Consider the following 22,616-nt stretch of genomic DNA (forward strand, 5'->3'; position numbering starts at 1 on the left):
AACCAGGAGAACACCATGTCCGCAGGAACAAAGATCGCGATCGTCACGGGCGGAAGCCGCGGCCTCGGCCGCAATACCGTGATCAGTCTCGCCCGGCGCGGCGTCCACTCGGTCTTCACCTACAACGCCAATCGCGCGGAAGCCGACAAGGTCGTCGCGGCGGTCCGGGAGGCGGGCGGCAAAGCTGTCGCCCTGCAACTCGACACGGGCAAGGTCCGGTCGTTCGACGATTTCGTGCGGAACGTCCGCTCGGCGCTGGCGGAGCTGGGCGCGGAACGCTTCGACTTCCTCGTCAACAATGCCGGCACGTCCCACCACAACGCGTTCGACCAGACGACCGAGGAGGAGCTGGACGGCCTCTACAACGTGCATTTCAAGGGCGTGTTCTTCCTGACGCAGAAGCTTCTGCCGCTGCTCAACAATGGCGGCAGGATCGTGAATATCTCGTCCGGCCTGACCCGCTTCGCCATGCCGGGGAGCGGCTCCTACGCATCCATGAAGGGGGCCGTCGAAGTGCTGACCCGCTATCTCGCCAAGGAACTCGGGCCGCGGGGCATTGCCGTCAACACCGTCGCGCCCGGCGCAATCGCAACCGATTTCAGCGGCGGCATGGTGCGCGACAATCCCGGGATCAACAGATTTGTCGCCGAGGCGACGGCGCTGGGCAGGGTCGGACAGCCCGACGACATCGGTCCGATGATCGCGGCCCTGCTCTCCGACGACAACCGCTGGGTCAATGCCCAGCGCATCGAGGTCTCGGGCGGCATGGCGCTTTGATCGGAACGGTCCCGGTCACCGGTTGATGAAGTCGGCGATTTCGCCGAGCGCCGCATGGGCCTCGGGAAAGAGCCTGAACATGCCGTGCCACACGTGCGGGACATCCGGCCAGAGGCTGAGGTTCACCCGGACGCGCGCCTTTTCGAGGCGGTCGGCGAACCGCTTGCTGTCGAAGACGAGGGCTTCGACCGAACTCACCTGCAGCAGCGTGGGCGGAAATTTCTTCAGCAACGCCGTCGGAGCGAATGCGGGCGAGACTTCCGGATCGGCGGCGCTGTGCAACGGGGGCAGGTAATTGTCGACGGAATATTGCAAGGCCTCCCATGTGCAGATGAGATCGTCGATGCCGATCCGGTCCCACATCGAGACGTGATCGAGCGTTCCGGCGATGAGCGCCAGCCGGTCCGGCATCCGGCCGCCGGTATCCGTGCTCGACAAGCAGACCGCGCTTGTATTGGCGCGGCGCGCGTTCAAGAAACCCACGGAGCAGAGCGTTGCCGCGTCAGACCAGCAAGCCGCCGCCGTCCACGGGAAGACTCTGGCCGGTCACGTAGCCGTTCAGCATCAAATAGATATAGGCCGTGGCGGCCTCGGCGGGAGACGCGGCCCGCGGCAAGGGCAAGCCGGCCGTGGCCGCCGCGATGCGCCCCGCGCTGCCCGGCCTCTCCGTTATAAGTCCGGTCAGGGTCAGCCCCGGACAAACCGCGTTGATCCGCAGCGGCGCGAGATCGACGGCCAAGCTGCGAACGAGATGCTCCACGGCCCCGACCACGGCGGAGGGAAGCGGAGAGCCCTTCGACGGGCGATGGGCGAGCATGCCGCTGGTCAGCGTGATCGAGCCGTCCGGAGCGATCTTGCGGCGGCCATGTTTGATGATCGCGAGCGATCCCCAGAAACGCACCTCGAAGGCTTCGCGGGCGAAGGCGAGATCGAGGTCCTCGGTCGAGGCAAAGACCCTCCGATCGAAATCGCCCGCGGTGATCGCCAGATGATCGAAAGGATCGAGCCGGTCCAGGAAGCCGGAGATGCTGGCCGCGTCTTTCAGATCGACGACATCGCCGCTCGCTCCGGCCAGGCGCGCGATGGCCGCATCGACGCTGGCGCTCTTGCTCGACGCGACGACCACGGCCGCTCCCAGCTCGCGCGCCAGCGCGGCGACGGCAAAGCCGATCCCCGACGTTCCGCCGATCACGACCACCCGCTTTCCCGCGAGCGACATGGTTGCATCCGTCATGGTTCGTCTCCTGAAAAAATGGAGGCCAGGCGTCCATTGAGGCGATGCGCGAAATGCGATCCATCCGCGCGAGGCGACGTCTGGCGCGAACCAGACAGTCTACTTCGCCCCGAGCGAGCCGTTCCGGTTCGAATCGGCGACTTCGAGAAACGCCGCGACATCGTCCGCCGAGCGCGCCGGTATCTCGACCTGCGGCAGATGGCCGACGCCGGGATAGACGATCAGCTTGGCGCCGGGGATGGCGTCGGCGAATTTATGCGCGCTTGCCACGCCGATCAACGGATCGACGGCGCCCCACAGCACCAGCGTGGGAACCGCGATATGCGACAGCGCTTCCTTGGCCGCGACGCCGAGCTTGCCGGGCGCCAGCGACATGAGAATGTCGCGATGGCCGGGGGCGCGCTGGAATTCCGCCCAGCGCGCGATGAAGGCATCGGTGATGACCGCCGGATTGCCGACCTCGCCGCGCAGGCCGCTGCGGATGAGCGGCGTGTTGTCGATGCTCTTCAGGAAGGCGCGGCCCCAACTGTATTGCAGGAGACGGAAGGCGAGCGGCGGGGATTTCAGCGTCTCGCTCGGCCAGCCGGCGGCATCGACCAGGATGAGCGCGCGCACCCGCGCCGGATAGCGCAGCGCGAACTGCCAGGCGACGCCGCCGCCTAGCGAGTTCCCGGCAATGGCGAATTTGGGCAGATCGAGCTTCGCCGCCAGCGCGCCGATCAAGGCGATGCTCTCATCGTCGTTCAGCACATAGCCGGCCGGCGCGCGCGTTAGCCCGTGGCCGGGCAGATCGATGCGGATGATACGGAAGCGGTCGTGGAGCTGTGCGGCCCAGCCGTCCCAGGTGGTGAAGGAATCGCCGAAGCCGTGGACGAGCAGCAGGACCGGCGCGTGCGGATCGCCCTCGTCCCTGTAGTGCAGCCGCACGCCGCCCGGCAGGTCGGCGAAGTGCGACTGCGCGTCGGCGTATTTCGCCTCCAGCGTTGCATAGGGAATGTCCGGCCCGCGCAGGACGAACCACCAATAGCCGACCGCCGCCGCGATCAGAGCGACCAACAACCAACCGACCAGCTTCAGCACGGACCGCATGGCGCTCTCAGTATTTCAGGCTGAGGCGGACGCCGACCGTGGCCGGCTCGCCGCGCTGGGCGATGTCGATATCCGTCAGGAAGAAATTGCGCGTGGTGTCGTAATTCGCGTTGAAGATGTTGTGGCCGAACAGCGCCACCGACCAGGGCTGGCCGTCGGGCGTGAGCGTGAGGTTCGCATTGGCGAGCCAATAGGCGTGGACGTAATAGACCGGGCCGAGCAGCAGCGGGTCGAAATGGTCGTGGAAGGCATAGTCGGCCTCCGCTTCCAGCGCATAACCCGGCAACAGGAAGGTATAGGCCGCCGACCCGCCATAGCTCCACGGCGCGAAGCCGACGCGCGCGCCCTTGCGGTTGACGAACACCGGATTGAGCGTGTTGCCTGGCGCCACGCAGATCGAGGCCGGCACGCACAGCGCGGTGGTGGCGGCGATGTCGAGGTCGTTGGCGTATTCGTCGAACTCGCCGTCCTTCCAGCCGACGGATTGCGAAAGCTGGAGCTGTGGGATGGGCTGCCATTTGCCCTCGAACTCGAAGCCGTAGATGTGCGATTTGCGCGCGTTGACGATCGCGCCGATAGCGCCGAAATCGGACCAGATCGCCGACTGCACCTGCTGATTGTGGTAGTCGTAGTAGAATCCCGCGCCGTCGAGCTGCAGCGTGCCGTCGGCCAGCGTGGTCTTGAAGCCCGCCTCATAGGCCCACAGCGTCTCCGGCTTGAAGGCGCCGACCGCGCTGGCGCTGGGCACGTTGTAGGAGGTGAAGCCGCCGGACTTCACGCCTTCGCTGATGCTGGCGTAGAGCAGCGTCTCCTCCACGGGCTTGTATTCCAGCTCCGCCTTGCCCGAGAGGTTGGTGTTGTTGAGCGTCTTGTCGGCGGTCGGGCTGAACGCCGTCGGCGTCGTGCCGGGCGCGAAAATCCCGGCGGTCACGTAGTTCTTCTGCTCGCGATGCTCGCTCTCGCCGCGCAGGCCGCCGACCAGCGACCACTGCTCGTTGAAGCGATATTGGGCCTGCCCGAACAGGGCCTCGCTCTCGACATGCTGGTTGTAGGTCGTCTGGGTGACGAAGCCGAGCGACTGCCAGAAATCGCTGTCGAAGAACTCGTCCAGATCCTCATGCGAGAAGTAGAAGCCGACGAGCCAGGTGAGCGGCGCGGAATCGTCGTTCGAGGCCAGCCGCAGCTCCTGCGAATAGACGTTCGCGTTGGTCTTGAAATAGGTGCCGGCATAGGCGAGCGAGGAGGCGTCCCAGTCGTTGTATTCCTTGCGGTCCAGATTCTCGTAGGACGAGATCGAGGTCAGCGTCGCGAAGCCGAAATCCGCATTGGCGCGCAGGCTGACGCCGCCGCTGGTCGTGTCGTGGAACGGCTTGACGTCGGCCGGCTTGCCGATGAGATCGCCGAAGGTGTCGGAGCCGCCCCAGCCGGTCTGCGCATTGTTGGCGAAAGCGGGCACCGTCGTGCCGCCCAGATAGATGTTGGGGATGGGGTCGAACAGGTAAAGGCCGGTCGGCTCGGAATCGTCGTAGCCCCAATGGCCTTCGAGCAGGAAATTGACCGCGCTGGAGGCGTTCCATTGCAGCTCGCCGCGCAGCGCGGTGGTGTCCTTGTCGCCGAGCGACTGGCCGTTCTCGCGGTTCTTCTGCCAGGCGCCGCCCTGGTCGGTCACGATGGCGAGACGCCCGAGCAGATCGTCGGAGATCGGGCCGGAGACATAGCCCTCGGCGTGGAATTCGTCATGGCTGTCGAAATCGGCGGTGAGGCCGGCGGTGAAATCCTCCGTCGGCTTGTTGGTGACGAAGTTGACCGCGCCGCCGGTCGTGTTGCGGCCATAGAGCGTGCCCTGCGGCCCGCGCAGCACTTCCACCCGGCCGATGTCGAACAGCAGGCCCTGGGTCTGCGCCGGCACGGGATAGGCCACCTCGTCGACATAGACGCCGACGGTAGAGCTGTTGTTGGAGCCGTAATCGTCGAAGCCGACGCCGCGCAGGCGGAATTCGGGCTGGCCGCTGCCGAAGGCCGGAACGATCTCGAGGCTCGGCGTGGCATATTGCAGGTTGTTGATCTGCGTGACGTTGTGCTTCAGCAAGTCGTCGGCCGACAGCACCGTCAGGGCGATGCCGACGTTCTGCGCCGATTCCACCCGCCTTTCGGCCGTGACCGTCACGGTTTCGATTCCCGTCGGGAGCGTATCGGCAACCGCCGGATCCAATGTCACTATCAACGCAAGCGACGCAGCAACAATCTCGATCTTCATTACACCCCTCGAACAATGACAACGCTTATCGCACGCCCCGGCGGCCGCGGCGAAAGGCGGCGACCGGCCATCCGAACCGCAGCGCCGGGCGCACAGCCGGCCTGCGGTCCTCATAAAGGTCAAGCACCTGCTGATGAAGGTCGGCGCCCGCGTCGTCGCCCCAGTCGCGCAATTGCGCGATCTTGCGGCGCAGATGCCATTCGGCGGCGCCGCCATATTCGCGCTTCCATCGGCGCGCGAGGCTATCGATGCCGTCCACCCCTTGGTCCCCACCTCAAATTCACCCGCCCCGGAAAGGGCGGGCCCGAAGGCCCGCCAAGTTCAGGGAGGAAACGCCGCCATGAAGCAGCGTCACCTGCATACTCTATCGTTTTAGTAGAGTAAAGGGGTCGCGCCGCGCGGGCGTCAGGAAGCCGCTGACGGGGATTGCATGGATTTTAGCGTTCGCCGGCGTCGGCGCAACCGCCATGAGACGCGCCGGCGGTTCAAGATCGCCCGGCAGCTATCCGACGCGGCGCTTACAGCGTCGCGGTTCCGAGGATCGCGTCCCGCGGCATCGGGGGCGCCCTTCGGTATCGTTCAAAAAAGCGGGGACGCCGGACCGGCGGCAAAGCCCGCCGGCATCCCCAAGTTCACCCACCAGAACTTTGTTCTGTGTTCAATGATGGCTAGCGGAACAGCGACAGGATGGTCTGCGGCGCCTGGTTGGCGATCGACAGAGCCTGAACGCCGAGCTGCTGCTTGACCTGCAGGGACTGCAGCGTGGCGCTTTCCTGGGCCATGTTCGCGTCGACGAGGTTGCCGATGCCGGTCGTCAGCGTGTCGGACAGCTTCTGCGCGAAGGTCGCCTGGATCGAGAACTTCTTCGCGCCGGCGGAAAGCTTGGCGAGAGCGGCGTTCACGTTCGTCAGCGATGCCTGGATGGTGGCGACGAGCGTCGAGGCCTTGGCCTGGGTCGAGATCGTGTTGGTCGACTTCAGCGTGACGATCGTGCCCGAAAGCGCGAGCGTCTGGGACGACGTCGTGATACGACGCGAACCGTCGGCCGAGGACAAGGCCGAGATCTGGGTCGTCGAACCGTCGACCAGGTTGGTGCCGTTGAACGAGGCGTTCTTCACGATGGTGGTGATCTGATCGCGCAGCGCGACGAAGTCCTGGTTGAGGGCCTGGCGGCTGGCGGTATCCAGCGAGGAGTCCGCGGCGGACAGCGCCTTGGTCTTGAGCTGGATCAACAGGTCGGAGATCGACTGTCCGGCGGAGAGCGCGACATCGACCGCCGAGGTGGCGCGGTTGAGGCTGTCCGTGACCGCGGCATAGCCGGCGACCGCGCCACGCTGGTTCTGCGCGATGGCGTAGGTCGAACCGTCGTCACGGGCGGATGAGACCTTGAGACCGCTGTTGATGGCGCTTTGGGCGGTGCTCAACTGCGACTGGGTCTGGTTGAGGTATTGCAGCGCGACGAGGGCGCCGGTGTTGGTATTGACGCTGAATGACATGACTTTCCCCCTTCTGGTTGGGACACGAGCCGTCAGCTCGGGGCATTTCGCCCGGAAGAAGCATTGGCAAACGCCGTGCCGCCGCGGCGTTCAGAGATTCTTAGGATCATTTTGCGAGGCACTTTGTCGGCAATTCCGACGCGTAAAATTTTAGATATTTTTCATTCAATAGGCAGTTTCTGCCGCCTGCCCGGCACAAATTGCCTAGCACCGGGAAAATTCTGCCGCGTAAAAACGGCCGCGCCTCGATTTGCATTCGGGATTCGGCTCTAATTTTCCGGCGATGGCGCCGGCAGGAGCTGGAGGCGGTAGCCGACGCCGGGCTCGGTGAGCAGCAGGTTGGGCAGGCTGTCGGGCTCCAGCTTCTGGCGGAGCTGGCGCATCAGGACGCGCAGATATTGCACGTCCTCGACATGGGCGGGTCCCCAGACCTCGGTCAGGAGCTGGTGGTGGGTCACGACCTTGCCGGCATGGGCGACGAGGAAGCGCAGCAGGCTGTATTCCTTGGGCGAGAGATGAATTTCGCTTTCGCCCAGCCGGACGTGGCGCTTGACCAGATCGACCGTCAGCCGGCCGCTGTGGAACAGCGGCGCTTCGCCGGTGGTCTGCAGGCCATGGCGCAACGCGGCCTTCAGCCTTGCGAGCAGCTCGGCCATGTCGAACGGTTTGGTGACGAAATCGTCGGCGCCCATTTCCAGCGCCTTGACCTTGCCCTCCACGTCGCTGCGCGCCGACAGGACGACGATGGGCGTCAGCGCCGCCTCGCGGATCTTCTGGATCACCGCGAAACCGTCCTGGTCGGGAAGCCCGAGATCGAGGATGACCGCATCCGGCTTGGCGCCGGCGAACAGCTTGAGCGCCTCGGCGGCGGTCGCCGCCTCGATGCATTCGTAGCCGTGCGGCGGCAGGCCGGCGCGCAGGAAGCGCTGGATCTGCGGCTCGTCGTCGACGATGAGGATTCGGGGCAGCCGATGGATCATGGCGGGTCCGCTCTGGGCAGCGATAGCGTCAGGACGGCGCCGGGCCGGTCGCCGCGGTTGGCGGCATCGAGGCTGCCGCCGAACGCCTCCACGAAACCGCGCGCCACCGCCAGGCCGAGGCCGGTGCCGGCGATCCGGCGGTCGGCGGCCTTGGCGCGGTAGAACTTGTCGAAGATGTGCGGCAGCGCCTCGGGCGGGATGCCCGGCCCCTCGTCCGCGACCGTGACCCGCACGCGGTCGCCGTCGGCGGCGGCGCGGACATGGATGGCGGAGCCTTCGGCGGAATATTTCGCGGCGTTGTCGAGCAGGTTCACCAGCGCCTGTTCCACCAGCAGGGGATCGACCCGGACGGCGGGCAGATCGCCCGGGATATCGAGGACGAGACGATGCGCCGCGAGGCGGCGGGCGAGCCGCTTGCGCGCGACATCCACCAGCTCGGTCACGTCGGCGGTCTCGGGCTTGACGCCGAGCGCGCCGGCTTCGAGCCGCGACATGTCCAACAGATTGCCGACGAAGCGGTCCAGCCGCTCCGCCTCGTCGCGGATGGTGGAGAGCAGCTCGTGGGTCTGCGCCGCGTCGTACAATTCGCGGTCGGTCAGAAGCGTGGTCGCCGCGCCCAGGATCGACGCCAGGGGCGTGCGCAGGTCGTGCGACAGCGAAGTCAGCATGGCGACGCGCAGCTTGTCGGCCTCGACGTGCACCTGCGCCTCGTCGACCCGCTCGACGAGTTCGGAACGCTCGATGGCGAGCGCGGTCTGGTCGATCAGCGAGTCCAGGAGGCGGCGCTCCTCCGGCGTGAACAGCGCCTCCTGGTCCGCCCGCTGCAGGCCGATGACGCCGACCAGGCCCTCGCCGGTGCGCATCGGCAGGAAGAGGCGCCTGGTGCCCGGCAGCGTCTCGGAGTTGCGGCCGGCGGGCTTGCCGCGCTCCCACGACCACATCGCGGCGGCGAGATCCTGGGCGTCGAGCTCGTCTTCCGGCGGATAGCCGACGCGGATTTCGATGCGCCTGGTCTTGGGGTCGGGCAGCAGGATCACGACGTTGACCTTCAGCATGGACGAGATCTGATAGGCGCCGGCCCACAGGATGTCGTCCAGCCGCGCGATGGCGGCGAGCTTGCCGGTGAAGCGGAAGAGTTCGCTGGCGATCGCGGCGCGGGCCGAGGCGAGGTCCGCCTGGTCGCGCACCCGCGCGGTGAGGTTGCCGGCGGTGACCGCCACCAGCAGCAGGACGGCGAAGGAGAGGAAATTGTTGGGATCGGCGATGGTGAAATTGTAGAGCGGCGGCAGGAAGAAGAAATTGTAGGTGAACCCGGCGGCGAAGGCGGTGAAGAGCGCGGGCCTAAGCCCGAACGACACCGCGCTGAGCAGCACCGGGATCAGGAACAGCAGATCGATGCTGCCGAGGGCCTGCGGCAGGATCGCGATCAGCGCCCAGGCGAAGCCGGCGGTGACCGCGATGGCGACACCGCTCAAGCCGTAGTCGCGCCAGGCGACGGGGGCGGCGCCGGGCACCGTCCTGACGGATTTGGGCGCGACAGTGTCCCCGTCGGCGAGGACGGCGGTGACGCTGATCGCGCCGCTCATGCGCATGAGGTCACGGACGACCGAGCCGTGCAGCAGCTCGAACCAGCGCGAGCGCTCCGACTTGCCGATCAGGATCTGGGTGACGTTGTTCTTGCGGGCATAGTCGAGGACGGTCTGCGCGATGTCGCGGCCCGGCAAGGTCACGGCCTCGCCGCCGAGGCGCTGGGCGAGGCGCAGCGTGTCGGCGATGCGGTCCTTCTGGACATCGTTCAGGCCGAGATGGCGGGGGCTCTCGACATAGAGCGCGGTCCAGGACGCCTTGAGATTGTCGGCGAGGCGGCGGGCGCGGCGCATCAGCTCGGCGGCGGAGGGATGCTCGTTGACGCAGACCAGGATGTGATCGCTGGCCGACCACGGCCCGGCGATGGCGTGGGCCTGCATGTAGTCGGTCATGTCGCGGTCGACGCGCTGCGCGGTCTTGCGCAGAGCGAGCTCGCGCAAGGCCGTGAGGTTGCCGGGCGAGAAGAAATGGCGCAGGGCGCGCTCGGCCTGCGCCTTGACGTAGACCTTGCCCTCTTTCAGGCGCTGGAGGAGATCGTCGGCGGTGGTGTCGACCAGTTCGATCTCGTCGGCCTCGTCGAGCACTTCGTCGGGAACGGTCTCGCGCACGCGGATGCGGGTGATCTGGGCGATGACGTCGTTCAGGCTCTCGATGTGCTGGATGTTGACCGTGGTGTAAACGTCGATGCCGGCGGCGAGCAGCTCCTCGACATCGAGATAGCGCTTGGGATGGCGGCTGCCCTCGGCATTGGTGTGCGCCAGCTCGTCCACCAGCACCAGCCTGGGCTTGCGCTGGAGGACGGCGTCGAGGTCCATCTCGAAGATCACCCTGCCCTTGTAGAGCGAGCGCTTCTTGGGGACGGTCTCGAAGCCCTTGGTCAGCGCGTCGGTATCGACGCGGCCATGGGTTTCGACCACGCCGATGACGACATCGACGCCGTCGAGCCGGCGCTGGCGCGCCTGGGTGAGCATCTCGAAGGTCTTGCCCACACCCGGCGCGGCGCCCAGGAAGATCTTGAGCTTGCCGCGGCCTTCCTTCTTCGCCTGCTCGAGCAGGGCCTCCGGCGAGGGTCGGTCTTCAACAATGGCCATTCAGGCAGGATAGCTCAACGGCTGGCGGTCCGCATCGCGTCCAGCGCCAGGTTGAGCCTCAGCACATTGACATGCGGCTCGCCGATCAGGCCCAGCACGCGGCCCTCGATGTGGTCGGCGACGAGCTTGCGCACGGCGTCTTCCGGCAGATGGCGCGCCTTGGCGACGCGCGGCACCTGGAAATAGGCGCCGGCCGGCGTGATGTCGGGATCGAGGCCGCTGGCCGAGGACGTGACCAGATCGACCGGCACGGGGACGCCCGGGTTCTCCTTCCGCAGCGTCGCGACATCGCCGGCCACGCGCTTGATCAGCGTCTTGGAGGTGGGGCCGAGATTGGAGCCCGAGGAATTGGCGGCGTCATAGCCGTTGCCGGCGGCGGAGAGGCGGCCGTGGAAATATTTCGGGCTGGCGAAGGTCTGGCCCAGCAGTTCGGAGCCGACGACCTTGCCGTCGACCGCGACAAGGCTGCCGTTCGCCTGATGGGGGAAGAGGAGTTGTGCCAAGCCGGTCATGCCGAGCGGATAGGCGAGGCCGGTCAGGATCGTCATCAGGACGATCATGAGGATGGCGGGACGGATCTGGCGGACCATGGGGCGCTCCTTAGACGAGGCCGGTGGAGGTGACGAGGATGTCGATCAGCTTGATGCCGACGAACGGCACGACGATGCCGCCGACGCCGTAGATCATCAGGTTGCGGCGCAGCAGCGCCGCCGCGCCGACGGCGCGATAGGCGACGCCGCGCAAGGCGAGCGGGATCAGCGCGATGATGATCAGCGCGTTGAAGATGATGGCCGACAGGATGGCGCTTTGCGGCGAGTGCAGGCCCATGATGTTCAGCGCCTGGAGCTGCGGATAGAAGGCGACGAACATCGCCGGGATGATGGCGAAATATTTCGCCACGTCGTTGGCGATGGAGAAGGTGGTCAGCGCGCCGCGCGTGATCAGGAGCTGCTTGCCGATCTCGACGATCTCGATGAGCTTGGTCGGATCGCTGTCGAGGTCGACCATGTTGCCGGCCTCGCGCGCCGCCATCGTGCCGGTGTTCATCGCCACGCCGACATCGGCCTGGGCCAGCGCCGGCGCGTCGTTGGTGCCGTCGCCGCACATCGCGACCAGCTTGCCCTGGCTTTGCTCGTCGCGGATCAGTTTGAGCTTGGTCTCGGGCGTCGCCTGGGCCATGAAATCGTCGACGCCGGATTCGGCGGCGATGGCGGCGGCGGTCAGCGGGTTGTCGCCGGTGATCATCACGGTGCGGATGCCCATCTTGCGCAGCGCCGCGAAGCGCTCGCGGATGCCGCCCTTGACGATGTCCTTCAGGTGGATGACGCCGAGCAGCTTGCCATCCTTGGCGACCGCGAGCGGCGTACCGCCGGACTTGGCGATGCCCTCGGCAAGGGTCATGAGCTGCTGCGCCGTCTCGGGGCCGATGGCCTGGAGCGCGGCGGCGGCGGCGCGGTCGGAGGTACCGCCGGCCGGAATGCCCTTCTGGGCGCGGACATAGTCGAGCACCGCGTCGACCGCGCCCTTGCGGATGGAGGAGCCTTCGACATCGATGCCGCTGATGCGGGTCTGCGCCGTGAACGGAATAAAGTGGGCCTGAAGGCCTGACATCTCGCGGCCACGGATGCCGTATTTCTCTTTCGCCAGCACGACGATGGAGCGGCCCTCCGGCGTCTCGTCCGAGAGCGAGGAGAGCTGCGCCGCGTCGGCGAGGTCGCGCGCGTCCACGCCGGGGATCGGCAGGAACTCGGTCGCCTGGCGGTTGCCGAGCGTGATCGTACCGGTCTTGTCGAGCAAGAGCGTGTCGACGTCGCCGGCGGCCTCGACGGCGCGGCCGGACATGGCGAGCACGTTGAAGCGCACCAGCCGGTCCATGCCGGCGATGCCGATGGCGCTGAGCAGCGCCCCGATGGTGGTGGGGATCAACGTCACGAACAAGGCGACCAGCACCAGCACCGAGATCGAGCCGCCGGCATAGAGCGCGAAGCTCGGGATCGAGGCGACGGCGAAGACGAAGATGATCGTCAGGCCGGCGAGCAGGATGTTGAGCGCGATCTCGTTTGGCGTCTTCTGGCGCTCGGCGCCTTCGACCAGGGCGATCATGCGGTCGAGGAAGGTGTGGCCCTGGGCGGCCGTGATCTTGACCTTGATCCAATCGGAAATGACTTGCGTGCCGCCGGTGACGGCGGAGCGGTCGCCGCCGCTCTCGCGGATGACGGGCGCCGACTCGCCGGTGATGGCCGCCTCGTTGACCGAGGCGACGCCTTCGATCACATCGCCGTCGCTGGGGATCAGATCGCCGGCCTCGACCAGCACGACATCGCCCTGCTTGAGCTGGGTCGCGGGCACCAGCGTCCAGGGGGCGGCGCCCTTGCCGAGCAGCTTGGCGGCGGCATCGGTCTTGGTCTGGCGCAGCGCGGCGGCCTGGGCCTTGCCGCGGCCCTCGGCGACGGCTTCGGCGAAGTTCGCGAAGACCACGGTGAACCACAGCCACAGATTGATCTGCAGCGCGAAGCCCAGATGCGGCGCGCCGACGGCGAGGTCGCGCAGGAACAGCACGGTCGTCAGCGTCGCGACGACCTCCACCACGAACATCACCGGATTCTTGATCATGTGACGCGGATCGAGCTTCTTGATCGCGCCCCAGATCGCCGGGATCACGATCTTGGGATCGGTGATCGTGGCGGCGGGCGCGCGCTTGCTGAGCTTCTCGATGCCCATCGGCTTGTCGGATGTCATGCTCATGATGTGCGATCCTTAATACGTATTGCCGGCGAGCATCGCGAAATGCTCGACGATCGGCCCGAGCGCGAGCGCGGGGAAGAAGACGAGGCCGCCGACGATCAGGATCACGCCGATCAGGAGGCCGACGAACAGGCCCTGGTCGGTCGGGAAGGTGCCGGCCGAAGGCGGCACGATCTTCTTGGCGGCGAGCGAACCGGCGACGGCGAGCATCGGCACGATCATCAGGAAGCGGCCGATGAACATCGCCAGGCCCAGCGTCGAATTGTAGAACATCGTGTTGGCGGTGAGGCCGGCGAAGGCGCTGCCATTGTTGCCGGTGGCCGAAACGAAGGCGTAGAGGATCTCGCTGAAGCCGTGCGGACCGGCATTCTCCGGGCCGGCCAGGCCGGCCGGCAGGACGGTGGCGAGCGCGGTGAAGCCCAGCATCGACAGCGGCAGGACGAGGATGGCGAGCATCGCCATCTTCACTTCCTTCGATTCGATCTTCTTGCCGAGATATTCCGGCGTGCGCCCGACCATCAGCCCGGCGATGAACACCGCCAGCACGGCGAACAGCAGCATGCCGTAAAGGCCCGAGCCGACGCCGCCGAAGATGATCTCGCCCAGCATGATGTTGAACATCGGCACCAGGCCGCCGAGCGGCATCAGGCTGTCATGCATCGTGTTCACCGCGCCGCAGGAGGCGTCGGTCGTGACGGTCACGAACAGCGAGGAATTGGCGATGCCGAAGCGGACATCCTTGCCTTCCATGTTGCCGCCGGCCTGCAGCGCGCTCGGCGCCTGGTCGACATGCAGGGCCGCGAAGGCGGGATTGCCGGGCGCTTCCGAGGCGTAGACGACGAGCGCGCCGGCGAGGAACAGGATCCCCATGACGGCGAAGATCGCCCAGCCCTGGCGCTCGCTGCCGACCATGCGGCCGAACAGATTGGTGAGCGCCGCGCCCAGCGAGAAGATCAGCACGAGCTGGACGAGATTGGTGATCGCGTTGGGGTTCTCGAAGGGATGCGCCGAATTGGTGTTGAAGAAGCCGCCGCCATTGGTGCCCAGCATCTTGATGACTTCCTGCGACGCCACCGGGCCCTGCGCGATCGTCTGCACGGCGCCTTCGAGCGTGTGCGCGGCCGTATAGGGCAGCAAATTCTGCGGCATGCCCTGCCAGACGAAGAACAGGCCGACGACGATGGAGATCGGCAGAAGGATGTAGAGCGTGCAGCGGGTCATATCGACCCAGAAATTGCCCACGCCCTGCGCCGAGCGGCGCGCGAAGCCGCGCACCAGCGCCACGGCGAGCGCGATGCCGGTCGCGGCGGAGAGGAAATTGTGCACCGTCAGCCCGGCCATCTCGACGAGATAGCTCATCGTCGTCTCGGGCACGTAAGACTGCCAGTTGGTGTTGGTGATGAAGCTGACCGAGGTGTTGAAGGCGAGATGCTCGCCCACCGCCGGCAGATGCTGCGGATTGAACGGCAGCACGGCCTGGAGGCGCTGGAGCGCGTAGAGCACCACGAAGCCGGCCATGGTGAAGGCCAGCATGGCGATGCCGTAGACCGTCCAATGCTGGTCTTCCTTCTCATCGACGCCGCTGACCGCGTAGAGGACGCGTTCGATCGGGCGGAACAGGAAGGACAGGAAGGTGCGCTCGCCATTGAAGACGCGCGTGATGTAGCCGCCCAGCGGGCGGGTGATCGCGATGACGATCGCGCAATAAAAGGCGATCTGAATCCAGCCGTTCACGGTCATGGGACGTATTCCTCAGAACCGCTCGGGGCGGATCAGCGCGTAGACGAGATAGACGAGAATGCCGAGCGTGACGGCCGCTCCGAGCCAGTAGTCGAGCATCATGGGATCACCTCAGAGACGGTCGCAGGCGCGGACGTACAGCATCGCGCCGCCGAGAAAGGCGAGCCCGATGACGATGAACAGAATGTCGAGCATGAGAGCCTCTTCAGTTCCGGGAGACGTGGAGAGATCGAGGCGCCGTTGTCGGTCCCCGCCGACGAGCGAACGGAGCTTCTAGAACTTGTCCGGGTCTGGTCATGATCTCAATCAATACCGCGGTTGCTAATGCGAGGGCTTAAGTAGGCTCGGCGATATAAAGGTTCGAGAGCGAAGTTCCCGCGCCGATATAAGAATTCCATAAGTATCGGCCGGTCAGAACACCGGACCGGGAATGAGCCAGGTCACGCCGGCGACCAGGAGCGCGGCGGCCGCCAGGACGGCAAACGCCTCGAACAGCACGCGGCCGGGCGCGTTGGCGGGGTCGGCGGCGAGCGGCGCGTCCGACGGATGGACGTCCAGCCAGAACTGGCCGATGTCGTCGCCGCGCAGGACCGGACACGGCCGGCGGCTCCGCGGAACCGCCACATCGTTGAAGTCGAGAACGCCGGACATGGTGAGCACTCGCCGATCAAGGCGCACACCGCGACCGCGCGGAAGCGCCACGCGGCAGAGATAGGAAATCCGGCCATTAAAAATCCATGCGGAAAGGGTGGCGCGGCGATAAGGAAACGCCGCGGACGCGCCGCACATGCGGTTCTTATGCTTTTGCGGCCCCTTCACGCTCGAATTCTTATGGCCGCGTCGACAGATTCACCGTGCCGGATCGACCCTCTCGAACGGCAAGGAGAAGCCCATGTCCTCTGGCCTGCATCCGCTTGCCGACCAATTCGTGTTGACACGCCTCGAACCGCCGGCGGAACGCGCGGCCCGCGAGACGCAAGCGCGGGAACGCCTCGTCCTCAGCATCGGCCTGGCGACGCTGCCGCTGATCGGCCTGGTCGCGGGCGTCGTCGGCGTGGCGCTGCTGACGGTTTAGCCGGACCTCTTGCCAAGAGGCGGGCGGGGCGTTCATGTCTCTGCCCGATCCCTCGTCCAGGCAGATGTCTTGAAACCGCTTCTCCAAGTCCTCGCCGGCAAGCCCACGCCGCGGCCGCCCATCTGGCTGATGCGGCAGGCCGGACGCTACCTGCCCGAATATCGCGCGCTGCGCGCCAACGCGAAGAACTTCATCGATTTCTGCCTGAACCCGGAACTGGCGGTCGAGGTGACGCTGCAGCCGGTGCGCCGGTTCGGCATGGATGCCGCGATCCTGTTCGCCGATATCCTGCTGGTGCCGCACGCGCTCGGCCAGACGGTCGGCTTCTTCGAGGGCGAGGGGCCGCGCCTGGAACCCATCCGCGACGCCGCCGCCCTCGCCCGGCTATCCGAGGCGCGGCTTGCCGAAACGCTGGCGCCGGTCATGGCGACGATCAAGGGCGTGCGCGCCGCCCTGCCCCCCGAGGTGGCGCTGATCGGCTTCGCCGGCGCGCCATGGACGGTCGCCACCTACATGATCGAGGGTCACGGCAAGACCGATTACGAGAATTGCCGCCGCATGATGTGGCGCGAGCCGGCGCTGTTCGCGGCGCTGCTGGACAGGCTGGTCGATGCCACGGCGTCCTACCTGATCGCCCAGGCCGACGCCGGCGCCGAGGCGCTCAAGCTGTTCGATAGCTGGGCCGGGGCCGTGCCGGCGCCGCTGTTCGAGACGGCGGTGACCCAGCCGACCGCGCGCATCGTGAAGGCCGTCAAGGCGCGGCATCCGAACATCCCGATCATCGGCCTGCCGCGCGGCGCCGGATCGCATGTCGCGCGCTATGCGGCGCAGACCGGCGTCGACGCCGTGGGGATCGACCACATGACCGATATCGCGGCCGCCGCCGCGACGCTGCCGGCCCTTGTCGCGGCGCAGGGCAATCTCGATCCCATGCTGCTGATGGTGGGTGGCGAGCCCATGGCGGCCGAGGCGCGCCGCATCGTGGACGCGATGGCGGGGCGGCCGCATATCTTCAATCTCGGCCACGGCGTCTTGCAGCACACGCCGCCCGATCACGTCGCGCGCCTCGTCGATATCGTCAAGGCCGGCTAGTGAACGTCGTCGGACGGATAGAGGCGTAAGGCGGCGCGTCCCTCGCCGTCGCGCGGCACGAGCTTGCGATAGAGGTGCCAGGTGGCGTGGCCGAGCACCGGGATCGCCACGATCAGGCCGACGAACAGCGGCAGCGAGCCCAGGACCAATCCGGCGGCTACGATAAGGCCCCAGGCCGCGATCGGCACGGGATTGGCGAGGACCGCGCGGACCGAGGTGCGGATCGCCGCGTCGAAGCCGACATCGCGGTCGAGCAGCAGCGGGAACGACACCAGGCTGATCGTCATGGCGAAAAGCGCGAACAGGAAACCGATGCCGAAACCCAGGATGATCGTGTCGCGGCCGCCCGGCGTGTGGAAGATGTCGTGTTCGAACTGCGCCAGCGACACGATGGGCGCCGGCCCGAAGGCGGCCTGGTAGATCTGCCAGGCGACCGTAAGCCAGATGAGAAAGGTCACGATCAGGATCGCGCCGAGCACCGCGATGCCGCCGATCGCCGGCGTCTTGAAGACGTCGAAGGCGTTGGTCCAGCGCGCCTCCTGTCCCTGCTCGCGCAGCCGGCTCATCTCGTAAAGGCCGATGGCGGCGAAGGGGCCGACGATGGCGAAGCCCGAGGCCAGCGGGAACAGGAGCGGAATGAGGTTCATGTTGAAGGCGATGCGCGCCAGCACGAGCCCGACCGCGGCATAGACGATGCCGACGAACAACACGTCGCTGCGATAAGCCTCGAAATCGGCAAAGCCCTTGGCGAGGGCGTCGCGCAGATCGGCGAATCCGATCTTGCGCACCGCCGGGATCGGCGAATGGGTGGTGTCCTGCAAATGCTGGAACGAATGGCCGGCCGAGCGCAGCGCCTGCGCCGCCTCGACGAATTGGGCGCCGGTCCACTCGATGGGGTTCTTGATGGTCATGGCTGTCCTCCCGAACGTTTTGTCGTTCGAGGGCTCGGAGCGCGTGGCCAGCGGACGTCCCATGCCGTCGGTCACGGGAGACCCCGCAACCTTCGATGACGGCACTATACACGCGCGCGGCCGTTCCTCACGTCATTTATGCGCGGGCATCAGCGGCTCCGTTTCCGGGCGGCTTTTTTCACCTTCTTCTTCGGTTTGGCCTTTATGGCTTTTTTCTTGGGTTTGGTTGGCTTTTTCGCGCGCTTGGCCGGCGCCGTCGCCACCTTCGCATCGGCGGGCGGCGGCCCGTCGCCGCCGGGCGAGGTTTCGGTGCAGGGCGGCACCACCAGCTTGCCGTCGGCGCCCAGACTCACCTTGTCGAGCGGGAAGGAGGGCAGGAAACATTTCTGCCGATAGAGCGCCTCCATGTCGGCATAGGCGAACGGCGTCGGCGGCGCGGCGGTCAGGCCGCCCGCGCGCCAGGCCGCTTCCCAGATGCGCGCCAGGGTCAGCGCGCCGTCCTTCATGCACGCAGCGGTCTTGTCCTTGAGCTGGGCCCACAGGACATCGGTCTGGCTCTTGCCCATGTTGTTGTCGAACAGATCGACGATGGTGAGCGGCGGCAGGCGCGCCACCGTGCGGCGCATCAGCTCGGTGACCGCGAAGGCGACGTCCTGGCCGGCCGGCGGATCGCCCGCGACCGGGGCGACCGCGCCGGGATCGGCCGCGGCGATCATCGGCAGAAGCTCCTTGCCGTGCAGGCCGATCATCGTGGTCTCGTAGACGCTGTGGACCTTGATCTGTTTCTTGTCGCCGAGGTCGCGGCCGTGATGGTATTGCGAAACATGCAGCGGCTGGCAGGCGTCGCCGACGTAATGCGCCATCAATCCGCCGGCGGTGACGAATTTGAGGATGTTGGGCGGGTTCTCCTTCGCGAAGCCCACCATGCCTTCGTACATCTGCCAGACGCGGAACGGCAGCGCGCCGCGCTTGTCGTTCTCGCCGATGCCGGCGTAGTAGGCGTTCCAGGCCTCGGGCGTGATGCCCGTCTTGTCGACCGACATGTCGAGCAGCGTCTTGCCGTCCGTGCCCGGCTTGTCCATGTCGGCGAAGTGATTGGATTCGTCGCTCTTGAACCGCGTCGTGCGCCAGACCAGATCGGCGACATCGGCCAGCGGCGGCGGCCCACCATCGGGCGCGGTCGCCTTCTTCCAGGTCTTCTCGAGCTCCTCGTCCGGCAGGCCGATATTCGCGCCATTGGCCTTCATCAGCGCCGCGAGCGCGGGATAGGCGTCGTCGATCAGCGCGCAGGCGAGCGCGCCGATCTTGGTGTGGCCCCACTCGCCCCAATATTCGGTGTGGCCGGTCATCCAGTCGCTGATCACCTCGACATCGAGTTCGCGGCAGATCGTGGAGAGGCAGGTCGCGAGCGCGAGCTGCACCGAGTTGCGCCCGCCCGGCGCCAGCAATTCCTGGCCGCCCCATTCCAGGCCGAAGGCGCGGCGGCGGGGCGCCCCCGCCGCATTCACCGGCGGCGCCTCGCCCGGCGAGGATGGATCGGCCTTGAGGTCCGCGACGTCCTCGAACCACAGCGTGCCCGAATTGCCCGGCAGATTGTTGACCGGCGTGGCCGCGTCGCGCGGGCCGATGGCGAAATCGCTGACGTATTCGTAGCCGCCGACCGTCTTGTAGCGATAGAATAGCCCCATGATGCGGCCCTTCATGGCGCCGCTGACCGCGCCGAAGGCGGCGACCGGACAGCCGATCATGTCGAGGCTGAAGGAATCGACGTTCAGGTCCCAGACCTGGCTGATCTCGCCCATGCCGTAGACCTGCGCCGTCCAGTCATGGACCGAATCGATCCGGATGAGGCCCCGCGTCGAGATTGGCGAGCACGCGCTGGCCGGGCCAGCCGGGATAGACCTCGCCGAACGGCATCTTGGCGAGTTGGGCGGGCGCGCTCACGCCGATCCGCCTTGTGGTGTCGCCGAAGCCCACGAAGATCTCGCGACCGGCATCGCCCGTGACATGGCGGTTGGTGAGCGCGTAGACCGAATCCCCGTCCGTCACCAGGCAGCCGGCCGAGCCGATATGCTGGCGCCCCTGCACCGTGACCGACACCGGATAGCCGCCGCCCAGAAGATCGCTTTTGTAGGTCGGCATCGGCGGCTGCTGCGGCAGGCCGGGATCGCGGCTCACCTCGACGACGCAGGTCGGCACGACGCGGCCATCGGGCAGATAGAGCCGCGACGGCACGTATTCGCGCGCCCCGGTCATGGACGAATTTGTCGGGCTCCAGCCACTGCTCGACGAAGACCAGAACGCAGGGCCAGGAGGCATCAACGATCGTCGTGTTGTCGAGCCGGCGCGGGCCCAACGTGGTTTTGCCTTTCGCGCCGGCATGGGCCGCCTCGCCGTCGCGCAGCAGATAGCGGCCGATGGCCGTGGCGTAGACGCCTTCCAGATGCGCGAGATGGACGTGATAGGCCTCCCGCGCGTCGAGCAGGTCCTTGATCGAAAGCGAAGCGAATTTGCGTGAGACGTCGTCCACGGCACCCCCCAATGATGGATGTGACGAACAACGCGAAAGCCGAAATCAGGCTACGCCCGCGAAAACGCGAGAAGCCGCGCGCACGGGCGGCCGATGGTATGCGGGAAGGTTAGCAAAGCCGGAGCGGCGCCGGAAGCGCTGCGTATGCGGGCTATGACAAATTGCAATCGGAAGATTGCAACCGACTCTAAGTGTCCCGAATGCGAAGTTCGCACATCTCGGTGTCATCCGCCGCGAATGCGGCGGACCCAGGTGAAATCTGCACCGCCACAACGGTTTTCACCTGGATGGCCCGCATTCGCGGGCCATGACATCTTTGCCTTGGATCGCGCGACGGGCGCGACCGGGTGATGACGGCGTAATGGACGGCGCCCTTCACAGGCGTTTCGGAATCACCACGTCGAGATGTTCGTAACCCTTGACGAAGGTCGAGTAGACGCGTTGCGGCTCGCCCACCACTTCGATCACCGGGAAACGCTTGAAGATCTCTTCCCAGATGATCTGGAGCTGAAGCTCCGCCAGCCGGTTGCCGACGCAGCGGTGGATGCCGAAGCCGAAGGAGATGTGGCGGCGCGGATTCTCGCGGTCGACGATGTAGTCGTTGGGGCGGTCGATCACCGTCTCGTCGCGATTGCCCGAGACGTACCACATCACGACCTTGTCGCCCTTCTTGATCTGCTTGCCCTGGAATTCGATGTCCTGCGTCGCGGTGCGGCGCATATGGGCGAGCGGGGTCTGCCAGCGGATGGTCTCCGACACCATCGAGGAGATCAGGTCCGGATTGGCGCGCAGCTTGGCGTATTGGTCGGGGTTCTGGTTCAGCGCCAGCACGCTGCCGGTGATCGTGTTGCGCGTCGTGTCGTTGCCGCCGACGGTGAGCAGGACGACGTTGCCGAAATATTCGCGCGGCTCCATGTTCCGCGTCGCCGGATTGTGCGCCAGCATCGAGATCAGATCGCCCCTGGCCTCGGTCGCGTTGACCCGCTCGTTCCACAGATTCGTGAAATAGGCGTGGTATTCCTGCAGAATCGCCATCTTCTGCTCGAGCGTGTCGACGAGGCCGAAGCCCGGCACGGCGGTGACCACGTCGGACCAGTAGGTGAGCTTGCGCCGCTCCTCGAACGGGAAATCGAACAGCGTGGCGAGCGTCATCGTCGTCAGCTCGATGGAGACCTTGTCGACCCAGTCGAACTTTTCGCCGATCGGCAGCGAATCGAGGATCTTGCCGGCGCGCTCGCGGATGATGGGGCCGAGATATTGCAGATTGGCCGGCGACACGACCGGCGTCACCACCTTGCGCTGGATGTCGTGGCGCGGCGGGTCCATCGCGATGAACATCGGCAGCGGCTCCTGGTTCGCCGCCCCGCCACCGATCGTGATGCCGCCATAGGTGAAATCGGAGGAGAACACCTGGTGGTTGGTATCGACCGCCATGATGTCGTTGTACTTGGTGATCGACCAGTACGGGCCGAACTCGCTGTCGGCGCAGTAGTGCACCGGGTCTTCGCGGCGCAGGCGCTCGAAATAGGGCCACATCGTGTCGGTCTTGAACAGGATGCCCTGCGCCACGTCGATCTTGTCGAGCGGCAGCGCATAGGCGGCGTCGCGGGCGTCTTTCTCGAGCGCGTTGACGGCGATGTTCATGGCTTGACCTCGCTAGTGCTGGCTGTGGGGCATGCGGACGATGAGGCCGTCCAGTTCCTTGGTGACCTTGATCTGGCAGGAGAGCCGGCTGTTGGGCGCGATCTCCGGCGCGAAGTCGAGCATGGTTTCCTCCATGTCGGTCTTGGGCGGGATCTTGGCCTCGAACGCCGGATCGACGAAGACGTGGCAGGTGGCGCAGGCGCAGGCGCCGCCGCAATCGGCGTCGATGCCGGGGATCATGTTCTTCACCGCGCCTTCCATGACGCTGTAGCCTTCGGGAACCTCGACCTCGTGTTCCCTGCCGTTGTGCTCGATGTATTTGATCTTGGGCATGTCGTTCCGTCTGAAAACCGAAAGGGAAATATACG

At 66.3% G+C, this 22,616-nt stretch carries 22 protein-coding genes; 4 read left to right on the forward strand and 18 right to left on the reverse strand.

The annotated features are described in order from the left end of the window. The first annotated feature begins 15 nt into the window (after window positions 1-15). Window positions 16-777, forward strand: a complete 762-nt coding sequence (locus WDM86_21240) for an SDR family oxidoreductase (protein ID MEI9992544.1) — start codon at window positions 16-18, stop codon at window positions 775-777. Window positions 778-792: 15 nt separating this feature from the next. On the opposite strand, the gene WDM86_21245 is transcribed toward WDM86_21240, so the two are convergent. The 13 genes from WDM86_21245 to WDM86_21305 form a co-directional block, all read right to left on the reverse strand. After that, window positions 793-1,215, reverse strand: coding sequence for an alpha/beta hydrolase fold domain-containing protein (locus WDM86_21245; GenBank protein ID MEI9992545.1), 423 nt, complete (start codon window positions 1,213-1,215; stop codon window positions 793-795). Between the two features lie 64 nt (window positions 1,216-1,279). Continuing rightward, window positions 1,280-2,011, reverse strand: a complete 732-nt coding sequence (locus tag WDM86_21250; GenBank protein ID MEI9992546.1) for an SDR family oxidoreductase — start codon at window positions 2,009-2,011, stop codon at window positions 1,280-1,282. A gap of 99 nt (window positions 2,012-2,110) precedes the next feature. Continuing rightward, the gene (locus tag WDM86_21255) at window positions 2,111-3,100 is read right to left on the reverse strand and encodes an alpha/beta hydrolase (protein ID MEI9992547.1); all 990 of its coding nucleotides are present in this window, start codon (window positions 3,098-3,100) and stop codon (window positions 2,111-2,113) included. Between the two features lie 7 nt (window positions 3,101-3,107). Next, window positions 3,108-5,267: a TonB-dependent receptor gene (locus WDM86_21260; GenBank protein MEI9992548.1), complete on the reverse strand. Its 2,160-nt coding sequence runs from the start codon at window positions 5,265-5,267 to the stop codon at window positions 3,108-3,110. Between the two features lie 115 nt (window positions 5,268-5,382). Further along, a complete protein-coding gene (locus WDM86_21265) occupies window positions 5,383-5,616 on the reverse strand; it encodes a hypothetical protein (protein MEI9992549.1) in 234 nt (77 codons plus the stop codon). Window positions 5,617-6,025: 409 nt separating this feature from the next. Then, a complete protein-coding gene (locus tag WDM86_21270) occupies window positions 6,026-6,853 on the reverse strand; it encodes a flagellin (protein ID MEI9992550.1) in 828 nt (275 codons plus the stop codon). 269 nt (window positions 6,854-7,122) lie between these two features. Next, window positions 7,123-7,833 (reverse strand): response regulator transcription factor, encoded by a 711-nt coding sequence (locus WDM86_21275; protein ID MEI9992551.1) that lies wholly within the window; start codon window positions 7,831-7,833, stop codon window positions 7,123-7,125. Beyond that, complete coding sequence (locus WDM86_21280) at window positions 7,830-10,511, reverse strand: sensor histidine kinase KdpD (protein ID MEI9992552.1); 2,682 nt, start codon at window positions 10,509-10,511, stop codon at window positions 7,830-7,832. Before WDM86_21280 ends, WDM86_21275 begins: the two co-directional genes overlap by 4 nt. 14 nt (window positions 10,512-10,525) lie before the next feature. Further along, on the reverse strand, window positions 10,526-11,101 hold the full coding sequence (gene kdpC / locus WDM86_21285) for a potassium-transporting ATPase subunit KdpC (protein ID MEI9992553.1): 576 nt from the start codon (window positions 11,099-11,101) through the stop codon (window positions 10,526-10,528). 10 nt (window positions 11,102-11,111) lie between these two features. Beyond that, on the reverse strand, window positions 11,112-13,256 hold the full coding sequence (kdpB, locus tag WDM86_21290; protein MEI9992554.1) for a potassium-transporting ATPase subunit KdpB: 2,145 nt from the start codon (window positions 13,254-13,256) through the stop codon (window positions 11,112-11,114). A gap of 12 nt (window positions 13,257-13,268) precedes the next feature. Then, complete coding sequence (gene kdpA, locus WDM86_21295) at window positions 13,269-14,996, reverse strand: potassium-transporting ATPase subunit KdpA (GenBank protein MEI9992555.1); 1,728 nt, start codon at window positions 14,994-14,996, stop codon at window positions 13,269-13,271. 12 nt (window positions 14,997-15,008) lie between these two features. Further along, a complete protein-coding gene (locus WDM86_21300; protein ID MEI9992556.1) occupies window positions 15,009-15,098 on the reverse strand; it encodes a K(+)-transporting ATPase subunit F in 90 nt (29 codons plus the stop codon). A gap of 309 nt (window positions 15,099-15,407) precedes the next feature. Further along, on the reverse strand, window positions 15,408-15,647 hold the full coding sequence (locus WDM86_21305; GenBank protein ID MEI9992557.1) for a hypothetical protein: 240 nt from the start codon (window positions 15,645-15,647) through the stop codon (window positions 15,408-15,410). A gap of 241 nt (window positions 15,648-15,888) precedes the next feature. Between WDM86_21305 and WDM86_21310 the strand changes: the two genes are divergently transcribed. Together WDM86_21310 and hemE are read left to right on the forward strand one after the other, a co-directional pair. After that, a complete protein-coding gene (locus tag WDM86_21310) occupies window positions 15,889-16,071 on the forward strand; it encodes a hypothetical protein (GenBank protein ID MEI9992558.1) in 183 nt (60 codons plus the stop codon). Window positions 16,072-16,140: 69 nt separating this feature from the next. Next, window positions 16,141-17,163 carry a uroporphyrinogen decarboxylase gene (gene hemE, locus WDM86_21315; protein ID MEI9992559.1) on the forward strand — a complete coding sequence of 341 codons (1,023 nt, stop codon included), beginning with the start codon at window positions 16,141-16,143 and terminating at the stop codon, window positions 17,161-17,163. Here the strand turns inward: hemE and WDM86_21320 are convergent. The 3 genes from WDM86_21320 to WDM86_21330 form a co-directional block, all read right to left on the reverse strand. Then, window positions 17,160-18,074, reverse strand: coding sequence for a DUF2189 domain-containing protein (locus tag WDM86_21320; GenBank protein MEI9992560.1), 915 nt, complete (start codon window positions 18,072-18,074; stop codon window positions 17,160-17,162). The genes hemE and WDM86_21320 overlap by 4 nt on opposite strands. A 149-nt stretch (window positions 18,075-18,223) precedes the next feature. Beyond that, the gene (locus WDM86_21325) at window positions 18,224-19,876 is read right to left on the reverse strand and encodes a hypothetical protein (GenBank protein MEI9992561.1); all 1,653 of its coding nucleotides are present in this window, start codon (window positions 19,874-19,876) and stop codon (window positions 18,224-18,226) included. Between the two features lie 22 nt (window positions 19,877-19,898). Continuing rightward, on the reverse strand, window positions 19,899-20,330 hold the full coding sequence (locus WDM86_21330; protein MEI9992562.1) for a hypothetical protein: 432 nt from the start codon (window positions 20,328-20,330) through the stop codon (window positions 19,899-19,901). Here WDM86_21330 and WDM86_21335 point away from each other — a divergent pair. Further along, window positions 20,329-20,592 (forward strand): hypothetical protein, encoded by a 264-nt coding sequence (locus tag WDM86_21335; protein ID MEI9992563.1) that lies wholly within the window; start codon window positions 20,329-20,331, stop codon window positions 20,590-20,592. The genes WDM86_21330 and WDM86_21335 overlap by 2 nt on opposite strands. 387 nt (window positions 20,593-20,979) lie before the next feature. Here WDM86_21335 and WDM86_21340 read toward each other — a convergent pair whose 3' ends face one another. Both WDM86_21340 and WDM86_21345 read right to left on the reverse strand, forming a co-directional pair. Next, a complete protein-coding gene (locus WDM86_21340; GenBank protein ID MEI9992564.1) occupies window positions 20,980-22,248 on the reverse strand; it encodes a cytochrome P450 in 1,269 nt (422 codons plus the stop codon). Between the two features lie 12 nt (window positions 22,249-22,260). Continuing rightward, a complete protein-coding gene (locus tag WDM86_21345; GenBank protein MEI9992565.1) occupies window positions 22,261-22,581 on the reverse strand; it encodes a 2Fe-2S iron-sulfur cluster-binding protein in 321 nt (106 codons plus the stop codon). Window positions 22,582-22,616 lie beyond the last annotated feature (35 nt).

This window comes from Rhizomicrobium sp. (assembly GCA_037200045.1).
GTDB lineage: Bacteria > Pseudomonadota > Alphaproteobacteria > Micropepsales > Micropepsaceae > Rhizomicrobium.

What these genes read in the sequence shown, in the direction of transcription:
- WDM86_21240 (MEI9992544.1), top strand. Translation starts at nt 16, where the DNA reads ATGTCCGCAGGAACAAAGATCGCGATCGTCACGGGCGGAAGCCGCGGC.
- WDM86_21250 (MEI9992546.1), bottom strand. Translation starts at nt 2,011, where the DNA reads ATGACGGATGCAACCATGTCGCTCGCGGGAAAGCGGGTGGTCGTGATC.
- WDM86_21255 (MEI9992547.1), bottom strand. Translation starts at nt 3,100, where the DNA reads ATGCGGTCCGTGCTGAAGCTGGTCGGTTGGTTGTTGGTCGCTCTGATC.
- WDM86_21270 (MEI9992550.1), bottom strand. Translation starts at nt 6,853, where the DNA reads ATGTCATTCAGCGTCAATACCAACACCGGCGCCCTCGTCGCGCTGCAA.
- WDM86_21275 (MEI9992551.1), bottom strand. Translation starts at nt 7,833, where the DNA reads ATGATCCATCGGCTGCCCCGAATCCTCATCGTCGACGACGAGCCGCAG.
- WDM86_21280 (MEI9992552.1), bottom strand. Translation starts at nt 10,511, where the DNA reads ATGGCCATTGTTGAAGACCGACCCTCGCCGGAGGCCCTGCTCGAGCAG.
- kdpC (MEI9992553.1), bottom strand. Translation starts at nt 11,101, where the DNA reads ATGGTCCGCCAGATCCGTCCCGCCATCCTCATGATCGTCCTGATGACG.
- kdpB (MEI9992554.1), bottom strand. Translation starts at nt 13,256, where the DNA reads ATGAGCATGACATCCGACAAGCCGATGGGCATCGAGAAGCTCAGCAAG.
- kdpA (MEI9992555.1), bottom strand. Translation starts at nt 14,996, where the DNA reads ATGACCGTGAACGGCTGGATTCAGATCGCCTTTTATTGCGCGATCGTC.
- WDM86_21300 (MEI9992556.1), bottom strand. Translation starts at nt 15,098, where the DNA reads ATGATGCTCGACTACTGGCTCGGAGCGGCCGTCACGCTCGGCATTCTC.
- WDM86_21305 (MEI9992557.1), bottom strand. Translation starts at nt 15,647, where the DNA reads ATGTCCGGCGTTCTCGACTTCAACGATGTGGCGGTTCCGCGGAGCCGC.
- WDM86_21310 (MEI9992558.1), top strand. Translation starts at nt 15,889, where the DNA reads ATGTCCTCTGGCCTGCATCCGCTTGCCGACCAATTCGTGTTGACACGC.
- WDM86_21320 (MEI9992560.1), bottom strand. Translation starts at nt 18,074, where the DNA reads ATGACCATCAAGAACCCCATCGAGTGGACCGGCGCCCAATTCGTCGAG.
- WDM86_21325 (MEI9992561.1), bottom strand. Translation starts at nt 19,876, where the DNA reads ATGGGCGAGATCAGCCAGGTCTGGGACCTGAACGTCGATTCCTTCAGC.
- WDM86_21335 (MEI9992563.1), top strand. Translation starts at nt 20,329, where the DNA reads ATGGACGAATTTGTCGGGCTCCAGCCACTGCTCGACGAAGACCAGAAC.
- WDM86_21330 (MEI9992562.1), bottom strand. Translation starts at nt 20,330, where the DNA reads ATGACCGGGGCGCGCGAATACGTGCCGTCGCGGCTCTATCTGCCCGAT.
- WDM86_21340 (MEI9992564.1), bottom strand. Translation starts at nt 22,248, where the DNA reads ATGAACATCGCCGTCAACGCGCTCGAGAAAGACGCCCGCGACGCCGCC.
- WDM86_21345 (MEI9992565.1), bottom strand. Translation starts at nt 22,581, where the DNA reads ATGCCCAAGATCAAATACATCGAGCACAACGGCAGGGAACACGAGGTC.